This is a genomic window from Paenibacillus sp. TC-CSREp1, assembly GCF_050171015.1.
Taxonomy (GTDB): domain Bacteria; phylum Bacillota; class Bacilli; order Paenibacillales; family Paenibacillaceae; genus Paenibacillus; species Paenibacillus silvae.
In genome coordinates, this window is sequence record NZ_JBNOKM010000024.1 from 59,082 (window position 1) to 72,730 (window position 13,649).

12 protein-coding genes are annotated in these 13,649 nt (G+C 48.6%); 4 read left to right on the top strand and 8 right to left on the bottom strand.

All coding sequences use genetic code 11. The features are described from left to right. The first annotated feature begins 1 nt into the window (after position 1). Positions 2–1,630 carry a response regulator transcription factor gene (locus ACQSGY_RS26840; protein ID WP_427181648.1) on the top strand — a complete coding sequence of 543 codons (1,629 nt, stop codon included), beginning with the start codon at positions 2–4 and terminating at the stop codon, positions 1,628–1,630. A gap of 84 nt (positions 1,631–1,714) precedes the next feature. On the opposite strand, the gene ACQSGY_RS26845 is transcribed toward ACQSGY_RS26840, so the two are convergent. Then, complete coding sequence (locus tag ACQSGY_RS26845) at positions 1,715–2,695, bottom strand: arsenic resistance protein (RefSeq protein ID WP_427181649.1); 981 nt, start codon at positions 2,693–2,695, stop codon at positions 1,715–1,717. Between the two features lie 244 nt (positions 2,696–2,939). Between ACQSGY_RS26845 and ACQSGY_RS26850 the strand changes: the two genes are divergently transcribed. Beyond that, the gene (locus tag ACQSGY_RS26850) at positions 2,940–3,698 is read left to right on the top strand and encodes a tryptophan-rich sensory protein (protein ID WP_427181650.1); all 759 of its coding nucleotides are present in this window, start codon (positions 2,940–2,942) and stop codon (positions 3,696–3,698) included. 129 nt (positions 3,699–3,827) lie between these two features. Here the strand turns inward: ACQSGY_RS26850 and ACQSGY_RS26855 are convergent, their stop codons facing one another. The 4 genes from ACQSGY_RS26855 to ACQSGY_RS26870 form a co-directional block, all read right to left on the bottom strand. Further along, entirely contained in the window at positions 3,828–4,202 is a 375-nt protein-coding gene (locus ACQSGY_RS26855) for a RidA family protein (protein ID WP_090918620.1), read from the bottom strand. A 133-nt stretch (positions 4,203–4,335) separates the two neighbouring features. Next, positions 4,336–5,007, bottom strand: a complete 672-nt coding sequence (locus ACQSGY_RS26860) for an oxidoreductase (protein ID WP_427181651.1) — start codon at positions 5,005–5,007, stop codon at positions 4,336–4,338. A 76-nt stretch (positions 5,008–5,083) separates the two neighbouring features. Next, positions 5,084–6,331, bottom strand: a complete 1,248-nt coding sequence (locus ACQSGY_RS26865) for an MFS transporter (RefSeq protein WP_186323149.1) — start codon at positions 6,329–6,331, stop codon at positions 5,084–5,086. A 124-nt stretch (positions 6,332–6,455) separates the two neighbouring features. Further along, positions 6,456–7,865 carry a sensor histidine kinase gene (locus ACQSGY_RS26870; protein ID WP_427181652.1) on the bottom strand — a complete coding sequence of 470 codons (1,410 nt, stop codon included), beginning with the start codon at positions 7,863–7,865 and terminating at the stop codon, positions 6,456–6,458. Positions 7,866–8,113: 248 nt separating this feature from the next. On the opposite strand from ACQSGY_RS26870, the gene ACQSGY_RS26875 reads away from it, so the two are divergent. Continuing rightward, positions 8,114–8,767 carry a phosphatase PAP2 family protein gene (locus ACQSGY_RS26875; protein WP_427181653.1) on the top strand — a complete coding sequence of 218 codons (654 nt, stop codon included), beginning with the start codon at positions 8,114–8,116 and terminating at the stop codon, positions 8,765–8,767. On the opposite strand, the gene ACQSGY_RS26880 is transcribed toward ACQSGY_RS26875, so the two are convergent. The 3 genes from ACQSGY_RS26880 to ACQSGY_RS26890 form a co-directional block, all read right to left on the bottom strand. Next, positions 8,760–10,283, bottom strand: a complete 1,524-nt coding sequence (locus ACQSGY_RS26880; protein WP_427181654.1) for an HD-GYP domain-containing protein — start codon at positions 10,281–10,283, stop codon at positions 8,760–8,762. The genes ACQSGY_RS26875 and ACQSGY_RS26880 overlap by 8 nt on opposite strands. A gap of 322 nt (positions 10,284–10,605) precedes the next feature. Continuing rightward, positions 10,606–11,598, bottom strand: a complete 993-nt coding sequence (locus tag ACQSGY_RS26885) for an anti-sigma factor domain-containing protein (RefSeq protein ID WP_427181655.1) — start codon at positions 11,596–11,598, stop codon at positions 10,606–10,608. Further along, on the bottom strand, positions 11,595–12,191 hold the full coding sequence (locus tag ACQSGY_RS26890; RefSeq protein ID WP_111269218.1) for an RNA polymerase sigma factor: 597 nt from the start codon (positions 12,189–12,191) through the stop codon (positions 11,595–11,597). Before ACQSGY_RS26890 ends, ACQSGY_RS26885 begins: the two co-directional genes overlap by 4 nt. Before the next feature lie 1,260 nt (positions 12,192–13,451). On the opposite strand from ACQSGY_RS26890, the gene ACQSGY_RS26895 reads away from it, so the two are divergent. Next, positions 13,452–13,649 (top strand): hypothetical protein (locus ACQSGY_RS26895; RefSeq protein ID WP_427181656.1); only part of this gene is annotated, 198 nt, incomplete at its 3' end.

Below are 13,649 nucleotides of genomic sequence, written 5' to 3' on the forward strand. Positions count from 1 at the left end.
CATGAAAGCACTGCTTGTCGATGATGAACAACATGTCCGTCATGCCATCCAGCTTCTCGGTAATTGGGAGGAACTAGGCATAGACATATTGCTGGAAGCAGCAGATGGACACGAAGCAATCGAAGCGATTACAGCACATCAGCCGGAAATCATACTTAGTGATATGCGCATGCCTGGCAAGGATGGCATGGCATTGCTTGAATGGATATCAGCTCATAACCCCCACAGTAAGGTCATTGTCATCAGCGGGTATGACGACTTTGAACTGGTCAGGCACGCCATCCGCCACGGCGGCATGGATTATTTGCTGAAGCCTGTTGAGGCCGAAGAATTGAATGCCTCTTTGCTCAAGGCGGTTAAGGCCTGGATGGATGAGGAGACTTCACGTACAGAATCTGCCAGACAATCCATCGTCGTGAACCGGATGCGGCCGCATTATCAGGATCGTCTGCTGACGGAGCTGGCGATCGGCAGAGGCAGCAGATCCGCGCACATCCAGCGTTTACAGGAGGAATTGAACCTGCCCTGCCATATTCCAGTATGCAGCGTGGCCGTCACCAGCCTGTCGCATCTGGATGCCGATTGTCTGGCTAAATATCGCAGCCAGCCGGATCTGCTGATATTCTCGGTGCTGAATGTCTGCGCAGAGATGCTGAGCACTCCGGCAGAAGGTGTCAGTTTCCATCAGCTTAATCAGCCTGATGAAATTGTGCTGCTTCACTGGGGTTCGCAGTCCTCACTGGAACACATTCTTGGTACCATTAATGATGGATTGGAGCAGACCATTCAGCGCCGACTTCATTTTGGCATATCGTCTTGTCCGAACTATCCTGATGGCATATCAGCAGCCTACCTGGAAGCCAGCTCCACATTGTGGAGGCGTAATATTTTGCTCACACGTCAGCGTATTCACGCCACCACAGAAACGACTAGCAGAAATAAAGGCAAGCGGCTCACCTCCTTCGAAGAGTCCATGCGTATTGCAGCCATGAGCTGTCGCGCTGCCAGTGTGTCTGCTGCCGTGGCTGAGTGGCTTGATCCGTTCACAGAGCTTGAGGCCATCAGCGCAGAGCAGCTGCAACTGTGGATTCAGGAACTGGAATGGATGCTGGACCGCTGGTTGGAAGACAGAGAACATACTACCGTTCACGAAGAAGAATCTGATGAAGAACAAGAGCCTCCGCTCACCGAGCTCCCGTTTGATTCTGAAGGATTGCTCTCCTTTTCTCTGCTTCGATCTTTACTGGAGCACCGTCTGCTCGCAGCCGGGAAAGCACTTACTGCTCAGCATCACACCGATCCTGATCCGATGACTGAAATTGCGCGCTACATGGACGCTCATTATCAGGAGGACTTGTCATTACAGCAGATCGCCGCACGTTTCTACCTGAGCAGAGAGTACATCTCCCGCAAATTCAAACAGCAGTTCGGGCTGAACTGGTCGGAATATCTGGGTAAGCTGCGAATTAACAACGCCAAGCTGCTGCTGCATAATCCGTCACTTCGAGTTGCTGCGATCTCGGAGATGGTTGGTTTTCAGGATGAGAAATATTTCAGCAAGGTGTTCAAAAAGATCGAAGGCATTACCCCTGCCGAATATCGCAAAACGGTAATATACACAGGTACATAACAAACCTGTTTGCATTGAAAAGAGGACTTCTCGACATCATCTGTCAGGAAGTCCTCTTCACGTAATACCAATCGATCGATTGTTTCACCCTCCTTCGACTTTCTGCTCCCGCAGGATTACGTTAGGTACTAGTCGGATATAAATCAGTTCTCCCGCAAGCTCCACCATTGTCTGAGTGACAATGACCGCCGCGGCGATGGAAGCCCACTCCGGAGATAGCGACAAAGCCAGCGGCAGAACAACCAATGAATTACGGGTGGCAGCACTGAAGATCAGTGCCCGGCCTGCACCCGTATCCAATTGGAAGAGCTTTGCAATAATCCGGGATATCAGGGGCATAATGATTAGAAAAGCAACATAGAGCGGTATAACCTCCAGAACGGTCCCCAAATCGTGATAAACCTTACCGATCTGCGAGGCAACGACTGCGGTTAAAGCAAGAGCCATCATTGGAACTGGCAGCCATGCTGTTACATTAAGCACTCTTTGTCCGGTCACATTTCTTTTGGAGAGAATCTGAGTAAGCACCGCCAGCAGCAGCGGAATCACGATCAGGAACAGGAAAGCCTCTGCAAATGGCCCGGCCTGCATCATTCGAGCTGCATCTGTACCCAGGAAAAACCAGAGATACAAAGGAAGCAGTAGCATCTGTACCACGAACAGCACCGGGGTCGCTGCCAGCACCAATCTCTCATTCCCCCGTCCTAACTGTGTAAATACGATAACGTAGTCAATACATGGGGTTAGCAGGACAAGATATACGCCGATCAGAACGGCTGGTGATTGTGGAAGCAGAAAGGTAAGCAGCCACACCACAGCAGGTACAACGATAAAATTAACCACGAGCAGTGCAGACATAAAACGCAGATTCATCCAGGACGCTTTGAGCTCCAGAAAAGGGATCTGGACAAACATGCTGTATAACAGCACAGCCAGAATGGGAGACACGGCTTGATGAATCATGTTTCCCGATTCCGGAGCGGAGAGACCTATCCATGCTCCCGCAAGCAGAGCTACCACATACAGCCAGGTTTGCTGCTTCTCCATCATTTCTCTAGTAAACATTGGCTCCCCCTTCGTGCGGACCGGTATCTACAAGCATCTATGGGCATATTTGCGCCAGTTCTGGCGTACATTGGGACAGACAACAGCTCCATTCCCGTAACACCGCTTCAAACCCGTCGTCCCGAAAATAACAAGTATCTCTTACTTTTGATGCAGTCATTATTAGAACACGCCATTCGTGGGTAAATTCATTGTAGACTGACCCGCGGTTCATTTGAAATTGTTAAACTAAGGAGGAAACGCCATGTCCCGCAACAATCCGTACAAATGGTTAAATGCCCTCGGTTTTATTGCTGTTATTATTGTGAACTATCTCTCCAACGCACTGCCGATCGGCGGCAGGACCAACAAGGAAGTATCGGATATGTACCCTGTACTGCTGACCCCTTCCGGTTATGCCTTTGCGATCTGGGGTCTGATCTACCTGCTTCTGGCAGGTTTCGTCATCTATCAGTTTGTTCCTGCATCCTGGAAAAATGATTCGATTACCCGCCTTGGCTACTGGTTTCTAATCAGCTGTGTTATTAATGTGGCGTGGATCTTTGCTTTTCAAAACCTGCACATCGGACTCGCGCTAATCATTATCATACTTCTTCTGCTGAGCTTGATTGTACTGTATGTAAGAACACGTGAGATCACCATGCCCACCACTGCTGAAATATGGCTTGTCAAACTGCCGTTCAGCATATATCTCGGCTGGGTCAGTGTGGCTACGATCGTTAACGCGGCGGTCTTTCTATATAAAATCGGCTGGAATGGATTCGGCATCAGTGAAACCGCATGGACAATCATTATGCTGATTGTTGGTTCCGTATTGGCTGTGCTGGTCAGCTTCCAATACCGCGACAGTGTATACCCGCTCGTATTCACCTGGGCTTATATCGCCATTGCACTGAAACAAAAGGACGTCACCTCGGTTTATTACACAGGAATCATCCTGGCCATTGTTCTCGCAGTGTATGCTGTATGGCTGTTCTTCGCCCGTAATCAAGACCGGGATTAAATAACTCCTTTCATTATAAAACAAAACGACAGCAAAAAGCCGATTGAGGGTCAATCACCCTTGAATCGGCTTTTTGTTTTAACCGTATGCAGACAGGAAAGCACCCCCGTAAGAGGGCGATCCATCCTTCTATTTCAATGCGATAACTTCAATCTCCACCAAGGCATCTTTGGGCAGACGCGCAACCTCTACAGCGCTACGTGCAGGGTAAGGCTGGGTAAAGAAGCTGCTGTACACTTCATTGACCGGAACAAAATCATTCATGTCTTTGAGGAATACCGTTGTTTTGACCACTTTATCCATGCTGGTGCCTGCGGCTTCCAGAATGGCTTTCACATTGCTCAGAGACAAACGAGTCTGCTCCTGAACATCTGCTCCGAATTCACCCGTTTGCGGATTCAAACCAAGCTGACCTGATGTATAGATAAAGTCACCTGCATCTACCGCCTGACTGTATGGACCGATAGCACCTGGTGCCTGCTCGGTCGAGATTGCTTTTTTCATTCGACAGCTTCTCCTTTGTGTTCGCTGCCCTGCCACCATTAAGGTGTACAAGACGTTGCTGTTATTTTTAAAACCTATTATATCATGCTGCAATTCAGGGGAGAAACGCTTGTTTTCCTGTATCACACAAGCCTTAATTCCCCTGCACTCCAACAACATGAATTACATCATTAGGATACACGTGAATACCTGCGGTCTGAACGATGGCGATATTCCTCATCGCTTGAGCAATCGTTGACGCTTGTACAGCACGGTACTTGGCTGGTGTCCAGCGATCCAGCCATTTCATTGCATGGGCAGCAAGCTCCTCACCAAAGCGCTTCTCTCCGCGGTCACCCAGAATAAGTGACGGACGGAAGATGTGCAGGGAACGGAAGCCGATATCGGAAAGTGCCTCCTCCATCTCTCCCTTGGTTCGGCTGTAAAACACACGTGAACTCGCATTGGCTCCCATAGCGGAAATAACGAGCATCTGTTGAACACCATGCTGCTTGGCCAGCACAGCTGCACGAACCGGATAATGGAAATCGACTTCGCGGAATTGCTCCTGACTGCCCGCTTTTTTGATCGTGGTTCCCAGACAGCAGTAGAGGTCGTTGATGCCTTCAAACAGGTGCCCCTGAACTTTGAGCTGTTCGAAGTCCACAACGTATTGCTTCAGTCTAGGGTTTTCCAGATCAAGCCTGCGTCTGACCAGAATGCGAACCTCACTGTATGCGGGGTGATCGAGCAGGCTGTGAACCAAAAGCCCACCCACCAGCCCGGTAGCCCCGATCACCATCGCTTTACGCTCAGGATGATGCATCTCTCCAACCACCCCTATCTGTTCATATATAAGCTGAAAATCTTATCGATGATTGTCGTGATCAGCATTTCCATTTCTATTTTAAAAGAACCCGACGTCCCAACGTAAATGTAAGCAGCAGCATGACAGCACCAACCACTACCTGGAATCCGTAAGTAGAAATCCAGAGCGTCGCTTCCGAGAGTGTTTCCATCTTCTCATAGAGCCAACCGCCAATCAGCGGACCAATGAACGAGGTTACCCCCGTCAGTGCCGAATATACGGCGACAAACATCGGTCTTTCACTTTTCGGTGTATCTCCAATCGTAAAATTAAATGCGAGCTGGTTAAAGCCGCCAACACCGATGCCGAGGAAAATGTGGGACAGAAACAATGCAACCAATATCGGAGCAAAGGACATCAAACCCCAGGACAGACAGGACAACGCTATAACAGGCAGTGTCCAGAATAACAGCGTTTTGTTGCTGTATCTTGCATTCAGATTGCCCCAGATATAAAATCCGGCCATCATCACCAGAGTCTGAACCACCGTAATCAGGGAGACCATCTGATAGCTGACCTTCAACAGGTCCAGCATGACGTAGGAATACAGCGGAACAATTAATGTCTGAATCAACAGCCACAGCGCCAGAAAAACAGTCGCCTTCAAGAAGGCCCGATCCTGAAACGGCTTGATGAACATACGGGAAAATGACTTCTCTGTCGAGCGCTCAAACGGCATATCGGGGTAAAAGAAATAGATTACCGTATTGGCAATGGCACAGATCCATACGGGAATGAACAGGATCAGAAAACCCGTTTCCCCCGGATAACGGTCCAGCAGAATACCTCCGCCAAACAAGCATACGCTTCCAAGTGCATTCAGAATCGTATTTCGTATCCCGAAATAACGTCCTCTTACCTTGGCAGGCACAATATCCCCAATGAGGGAGGTCCAGATCATACCGCCGATGGTATTACATATAAAAGCTACAGTATATAAGCCAATATAAACGCTGACCCACCATTCCTTGGGGAACATGAACGGAATCAGTCCCGTTGCACTCCACAAGATACGGTGAGCCCCGACGAACAGCAGAAGCATGCGCTTCCTGCTGCGAATACGCTGCATCCAGTATGCAGCACCGATCTGAGCGATGTTAACAAAGGTCGTAATGGCGAGCACAAAGCCGATATGCCTTGACCCCGCCCCAAGATACAGCAAAAACCCGGTTAGAAATGGGCCGCCAAGCAGCGTCTGCAAAATAATTGCCGGCACGCCCTCCCATGTTGCAATCGATAAATTTGTGCGTTGTGTCGAACCCTTGCGCCGCGGCTTGCTCATGAACGAAGAGGGGTTCATCTTGACCATCTTCTGTATGGGGATACACTCCTTAGACCGGGTTATGCTTTGCCGGCCGATGCTAGTTGTCACCCCAAATTCTACTCACGGCACGAAGGTTGTCAACTCATTTTTTCACGGTCAACGGAAGGTGAAGATGGAAGATGCTTCCTTCACCTGCTGCACTCTCAAGTTCAATAGAACCGCCGAGCAATCTGGCCAAATCCCTGCTGATGGAAAGGCCGAGCCCGGTGCCCCCGAATTTCCGGCTTATGGAGCCGTCCGCCTGCTGAAATGCTTCAAATATGGAATGATGCTTGTCCTCCGGAATGCCAATGCCAGTGTCCTGTACAGAGAAAACGAGCCAGTCGCTAACAATATTCGCTTGCTTCGTTTGTTTGGTGCTTACTGTAAGGGTAACCTTTCCTTGAGGAGTAAACTTGATTGCATTAGACATCAGATTGCGTAAAATCTGCTGCACGCGCTGCGGATCAGACCAGAGTGTATCTGGCAGTCCGGCTTTCTTATCCAGAACGAGCTCGATCCCCTTTTTGTCTGCAACCAGCTGAAAATGATTCATCGCATCCTCAACCAGCTGGTTAAGGCTGATATCCTCCAGTACAATATCCAGACGGCCTGCTTCGACTTTGGACAAATCGAGAATATCATTAATCAGCCTTAGCAGCTCCTGCCCGGACTGATCAATCATGTCTGCAAAACGGATAATCTCCTCCTGCTCCATCGTATCGGCATTTTCACTAATCATCTGGGCAAAGTTGATTACACTGTTCAGCGGTGTCCGCAATTCATGGGACATATTCGCCAGAAACTCGGACTTGTACTGGGAAGCAATCATGAGCTGCTTTGCCCGGTCCTCCAGTACAATCTGCGCCTTCTGAAGTTCCTCCTTCTGCAGGGACAAAAGCCGATTCGTACTCTGAATCAGCAGAATCCTATTCTGCTCGTTCTGAAAATCCCGCAAAATAAACGCAAAAATCAGACTAAGCACGATGCCGATAGGAAGTGTATACGGCATAATATGGGAGAAAAAGTATGCGGGTGGAATGACGCCCAGAAAAGCGATGTTCACACTATTAACAACGTTGACGATGACTGTAACAAGAATGCCTTTGACAATCAGTCTGTAGCTGCTTCTTCTCATCCAGATGTTCAAGCCCGCACACATTACTCCAAGAATGGCCATATTATAGACCGCGGCGATCGTAGCATCTGTAATGCCAAAGGTTAACCTGGATAAACCTATGCCTACACCTACAATAATGACACTGTAGGGTTGTCTGTACGTCATTACGGCGACGATTAAAGGTACATAACGTAAATCAAACACAACTTCATCTGTAAGCTGAAATCCAAATACGGTACTGATCCAGCCGGCAAAAATAAGCGCGAACACGGAACTGATCTGTTTCACTCGGGACGAGGCACGTATTACGATATATTTGTAGAATACACTTGCCAGATAAGCAATCGTAATAAGCATGCCCATATTGAGTACGAACATCTTCGAAAATTGCATTGATTCACTCCTGTTGTCCGACGTTTAAACCCAAGTGCTTGCTTTTTTGTATTTTGTATTTGGTTATATCATATCATGCTAAAACAACCACGGCATGAAATCTCCCTCAAAAAAGAAACAAAAAAAGGCACAAATTCAACATTTAAAATGTGTGCAGGACGTAGTAAAATATATTGTTGTTTAATTTTTATCTTTTACCGCTGTACTCATGTTTGTTTCTAAAACATGATGAAAGGAGAAGTTGGGCTATGCACGTGTTAAAAAGCAAATCCTATTGGTTATCATTAAGTCTGATGTTATCACTGGCTATCATGGGACTTTTCTATGATATTCTGAACAGTCCGGATCGTGGATATGTTATCCTGAACTCTCCTATTGACCGGATGCTTCCTTTTATACCTGCAATGTCGATTCCTTATTTGGGATGGTATCCGTTTGTGTTCGGTGTGCTCGCTTATCTCTGTGCGAAGGATCGACTTATGTATTATCGTGTCCTGTTGTCCATGAACATCTGTGTCTGGATCTGTTACCTGATCTATTTCAACTTCCAGACTATGGTTCCTCGTCCTGAACTGATCGCTGCTGGTCCAGGCGCGGCCGTTATTAGCTGGCTCTACAGTCAGGATCGTCCGTTTAACTGTTTTCCCAGCATTCATGCCCTGCACTCTTATCTCGTTATGCGTGCTGTCCTGTCCGTCTCCAATATCCGCAGATTTATCAAGGTTCTGGTCTCTGCCGGGGCAGCCCTGATTATTATATCAACACTGCTTATCAAACAACATGTAATTTACGACGCACTCGGCGCAATTATTCTCGGTGAATGTATCTTCACCATCATTACGGGACTTGCCCTGCATCGGCGGCGCAGAAAAGAATCCAAATGGACGGAGGGGATCAGCTAATCCCCTCTTTCGACTTGGTTTCCAGATGTTTCTGTCTTCTCCACTCGTCAATAAACAATCCTGCAAAATAGGGGTCCCACTGGGTCCCTTTTCCTTCTTCCAGAATCATCAACGCTCTCTCATCACTCATGCCATTCCGGTACGGACGATCTGACGTCATCGCATCGAAAGCATCAGCCACTGCAATAATTCGTCCAAACAGCGGAATATCCTCGCCTACCATACCATCCGGATATCCTTTGCCATCATATCTTTCGTGGTGGGATCGTACGCCTGGTAAAAAGTCAGCCATGGCATCCACAGGTTCAATCTGAAGTAAAATACTTTCACCTAATACAGGGTGTGTGCGAATAATGGCAAATTCCTCATCGCTGAGCTTGCCGTCTTTTAACAATACCTCGTCTGGTATACCAATTTTGCCGATGTCGTGAAGCAGTGCAGACTTGTATAACAAATCGGCCTGTTCTTCGTTCATACCGCTTAGTCTTCCGATCAGAATGGAATACTCTGCTACACGCATGGAGTGCCCCGCTGTATATTTATCCCGGGCATCGAGGGCAGCAGCCAGCAGCGAGAAGTAACTTTGCAGCAGCTGTCGATTGCGCTCCTGTCTCATCTCCAGTCGGTTAATCATCATGTTGAAGCCGGAGATCAAGGCCGAAAATTCATCTGCATACAGATCCGGTGTTCTTCTGCCAAAGTCTCCCCCCTGTATGCGAATCATCTCCTGGGTCAGCTCCGTCACCGGATCACGGACATCCCGAATTAACAGCCAGCTGCCCACTAGAGCAAATCCGGCTCCCAGAATAACGATAAGCACACCCCAAAAGGTATATTCCTTAGCAAACTGCTGATCTATGTATTGAAGTCGAATATACGTAGCCAGAAAAAATAAACATAGCGGAAATAACCCGATAAGTGCCGTACTGATTTGAAATTTTCGTCTCATCGAAACAAGTACTCGTCCACCTAGTGAAGGTTCAACGCCGTACAATATTTTGCCCCTGCGACGTACCTCAAGTAACAGAGGTCTTACTGCCCTTACTGCAAGATAATACTCAATCAGTGCATGCATAATGCCGATCAGGAACGCACACGCAGCTGCAATGCCAACAAATTCATACGGAATTTCTAACCAGCCTGTGCAGATCATCCAGAGTGTAAAACCGGCTGCAGGCAGGGAAAAGCCTAACATATGCGGTCCGATAATACGATAAATGGTCTGTCCCGGAAAGCGGTGAATTCTCTCGTACATTTGCTCTAATTCAGCCTTCTCATGGTGCTCTGCGGCAAAAAAATGCCTGATCGGGCCCAGCTGAAACCACAGCGTAATCAGTTCTGCAACCAGCATGAACAGAATGGAGATGAGTACGATGACAACTAATCGAACATATTGGATATGGGGTACTTGCAAGGTTGAAACCATGATTACTGTGCCCACAACAAAGATGGCTGTTAATGAACCAATCAGATAGTTGCGCAGCAGACGGAAGATAAATGCACGGTATACTTCCAATCTAATCCCTCGCTCTCTATGTCTAACCAGTTCTGCCCTGATAAAAAAGGGAGATTATAGGATGCTCACTCCATTTATTTATCGGTTGCTCAGGTCAAAAAAATTAATAAAGTCATATGATTCATACTGCATCTTCACCCGCAGCCTGTCTCGAATGATATGATCTTCATCTCCCTCGATGTTATGTGTAATTTTCAGATGACTTCGGGGCTGATAACATACGAAAAAGGCCGTCCATGAAGGGGACAGCCTTTTCCTCTAGTTCGTAATACACGATATCATTTCATTTTACCCCATAAAATCAGGTCATCTCCCGAAAAGCTCACGTCGTTTTAATTTTAGCGGCCAGAATCATTGTGCCACGCGGTTGCTCTCCCATCGCATCCGGTTCAAGCGTAATCGCTACCGTATCATAGTCGTTCGCGGAATCCAAGGTGTAATAGACTGCTCCCGTTCCGTCATGGCTCAGGAAGGTCCCTGCATTTTTAGGGGTATCGCCTTTGATCAGCCATACCTGAAATGCCTGATTGCCTTCCAGCGCGGGCAGATTCTCTGCCTGCACGACCAGGTGGGTGCCTTTGCTGTCGATCACGATGGTTGCCAGACCCTGTGCAACGATATTCTTCGTAGCAGGACTCAGTTTGACAGCCTCGCCCATTTTCATGCCTTGCGCTGGAGCCAGTGCTGAAGCAAGCTGCTCTTGCAGCTGTGCATTCTGCGCCTGCGCATCGGCAAGCTGCTCCTGTGCGGCCGACGAGCCTGCCGCCTGCTGCGTCAGCGAGTCAATGCGGCTCTGCAGCTGCGCCGCGTACACGCCGAGCACCAGCGCCGCTGCCGCGAGGCCCGCACTGGCTGCGCGCCAGGCGCGGCCGCCGCGCGCACGCGCGCGCGCTTGTGGCTGCCCGAGCTGCGCCTGGGCAGCCTCTTCGGCCCGGGCCGCTGGCACCGCCTTCGGCGGCAGGCCAGGCCCGGGCTGCGCCGCATGCTTCTGCTGCGGCGCAAGGTCTTTCCGAAGCACCGCGGATGCGGGTGCTTCGGGCTGCTGCGCAGGAGAGGCTGCCGGCTTCGCGCCGGTGCTCTCCTGCGCCTGGCCGAGCACGTTGCCCAGCACACGTGCTCGCATGCCTTGCGGCGGTGCCACAGGGTCCGCCGCCAGTGGCAGGAAGCCGGTTACTTCCTGCAATTCCTTTACCTCCTGGCGACACACTTCACAAGTTGACATATGCGCTTCAAATGCCGCCACTTCCTCTGCGTCCAGTCCGCCCAGCACATACATCGGTGCCAGATCAGACCACTCCTCATGTCGTTCTATCATGGATGTATGCCCTCCCTTCCCGCGTCCGGATGCAATTCGGCATCAGCAAGCAGCTTTTGAAGCTGCCGCATGGCAAGCCTGACACGGCTTTTGACCGTACCCAGCGGAATCCCGAATCGGCTGGATACCTCCTGCTGCGTTAACCCAGCAAAATATATCGATTCAATCACTTGCTTCTGGTCCCCGTTCAGTTGAGAGAGCGCCTCTTTGATGCGCGTGCCCTCCCATTTCCGTTGAACCTCTTCTTCAGTATTTGTATGTTCGTCGGCAAAAGCTGCCAGTGTCTCGTTTTCAACCGAAGTAGCTGCTGCCCCTTTCGATCTTCGCCTCAGCATGTCCACCGCAATGTTGCGTGTGATCGCAAACATCCATGTGGTCAGCTTCCCCTGTGAGGCATCAAAACGCTCCGCATGATTCCATATCCGCAGGAAAAGCTCCTGCACAGTCTCCTCTGCCGTCATAGGATCACCGACAATGCGGTAGGCAAAGGAATACACGGCCCGTTCATATCGGTCATATAACAGCTCAAGCGCAGAAGCGTCACGTTCTGCAATCCGCTGCATTAACCTGCTGTCCTCCATAGATTGAGTCATCCGAGGGCCCCTTTCTGTATCTTCCCTCATATTATAACCTACGCAGAAACGTTTGAAGAGGATTACCCCTGTGAACATTTTTTTGATAAAATGAAAATCTTTCTTCAGCTTTTCATTTCAAGCTTCTCTATGTACACTGCATAAAAAACAGGCCTGCGTCGCTTGTTCCCATCCGATCCCGCATATGACTTCACAAATAAATAACCAACGGCGTCCTGTAAATAAAAAATATTGCTGAATGGTTCCAGGCGATCCCCGCCATACAGCTATAAACCAAACATGATATGATGCAACTTATAGTTCTCATTGTGCATGCTTCCGATGCAGCTTTCTTGAATAAAGCTTTCAGGTCGCAAGATTAATGTAACAACCTTTTTTAAAATACAACCCGATCTCATGCTTTCAAGGGTCGCCTTCCTTTTTATTGCAATAAATTACAGACTGTGGTATGATATAAAAGTTGTATTAACAACCTCATATGATTTTCCGTCTTCTATTTAACCCCGGAATATTTTCTTCATGCTGCGACCGCAGCGAATAAGCTCAACTAACCTATGGAGATTGACGAACCTGAATCACAATAACCCGGTAGACAAAGGGTTTACAAGATGTTCCCATTCACACTGGCGCGGTCATCGGAGCCGCAAGGACAAAAGAGAGGTAGGGCTTTTGTTGTTTTGGATATCACTTATTCTTGAGAAGATTGAAAACATACATCAAGCACCCGGAATTGGGTTCCGGGTGCTTTTCCATGTCCACATTCCTTTTTTCGTTACACCCGCCCTCCTTTACTCCATTAAGCAACGACACCGTCTCTTCCCAAAAAACTAGAGCAAAACCAGTACAACGCCCATTCACACCATAACAAGTAACAACTCTCCAAGCCCCACAAAATGTAACGAATCCTACAAGCCCTATTTCACCGATTTTGATCCTGTACAAATTCTAACGATTCCCAGAAACCTTATTTCGCGTTTTCGATCCAAAATTCCCCGTTTTTGAAGGGAAATCAGGCAAATAGCGTTCCTACGAATCGTTAGAATTTTTAAAGCGTTAAAAAACATGAAATAAGGCTTCTCACGATCGTTAGAATTTTTATGGGTGGCGTAGTAGTGGGAGGTTTAGACTACATTACGAGGTACGGGTACCTGTACGGGTTGTGAATTACAAGTTACTGCTCGGGCTATGGACCACGAGGTACAGGATCAATTTTCGGATTGGACTTAGGAGCTATGGGTTGCAGGGGTACGCGTACGGATTGTGAATTACAAGTTATTGCTACCGGCTATGGACCACGAGGTCACGGATTACGAGATACAGGATACAAGTTGCGGATTCGAGTTAGGAGCTACGGGTTGCAGGGTTACTGGTGCTTACGGGGTTACGGGGTTACGGGGTTACGGGGTTACGGGGTTACGGGGTTACGGGGTTACGGGGTTACGGGGTTACGGGGTTACG

Bases quoted from the DNA above. Each gene is read 5' to 3' on its own strand.
- ACQSGY_RS26875 (WP_427181653.1), top strand. From the start codon at position 8,114: ATGCACGTGTTAAAAAGCAAATCCTATTGGTTATCATTAAGTCTGATG.
- ACQSGY_RS26845 (WP_427181649.1), bottom strand. From the start codon at position 2,695: ATGTTTACTAGAGAAATGATGGAGAAGCAGCAAACCTGGCTGTATGTG.
- ACQSGY_RS26850 (WP_427181650.1), top strand. From the start codon at position 2,940: ATGTCCCGCAACAATCCGTACAAATGGTTAAATGCCCTCGGTTTTATT.
- ACQSGY_RS26870 (WP_427181652.1), bottom strand. From the start codon at position 7,865: ATGCAATTTTCGAAGATGTTCGTACTCAATATGGGCATGCTTATTACG.
- ACQSGY_RS26860 (WP_427181651.1), bottom strand. From the start codon at position 5,007: ATGCATCATCCTGAGCGTAAAGCGATGGTGATCGGGGCTACCGGGCTG.
- ACQSGY_RS26840 (WP_427181648.1), top strand. From the start codon at position 2: ATGAAAGCACTGCTTGTCGATGATGAACAACATGTCCGTCATGCCATC.
- ACQSGY_RS26855 (WP_090918620.1), bottom strand. From the start codon at position 4,202: ATGAAAAAAGCAATCTCGACCGAGCAGGCACCAGGTGCTATCGGTCCA.
- ACQSGY_RS26865 (WP_186323149.1), bottom strand. From the start codon at position 6,331: ATGAGCAAGCCGCGGCGCAAGGGTTCGACACAACGCACAAATTTATCG.
- ACQSGY_RS26890 (WP_111269218.1), bottom strand. From the start codon at position 12,191: ATGACTCAATCTATGGAGGACAGCAGGTTAATGCAGCGGATTGCAGAA.
- ACQSGY_RS26885 (WP_427181655.1), bottom strand. From the start codon at position 11,598: ATGATAGAACGACATGAGGAGTGGTCTGATCTGGCACCGATGTATGTG.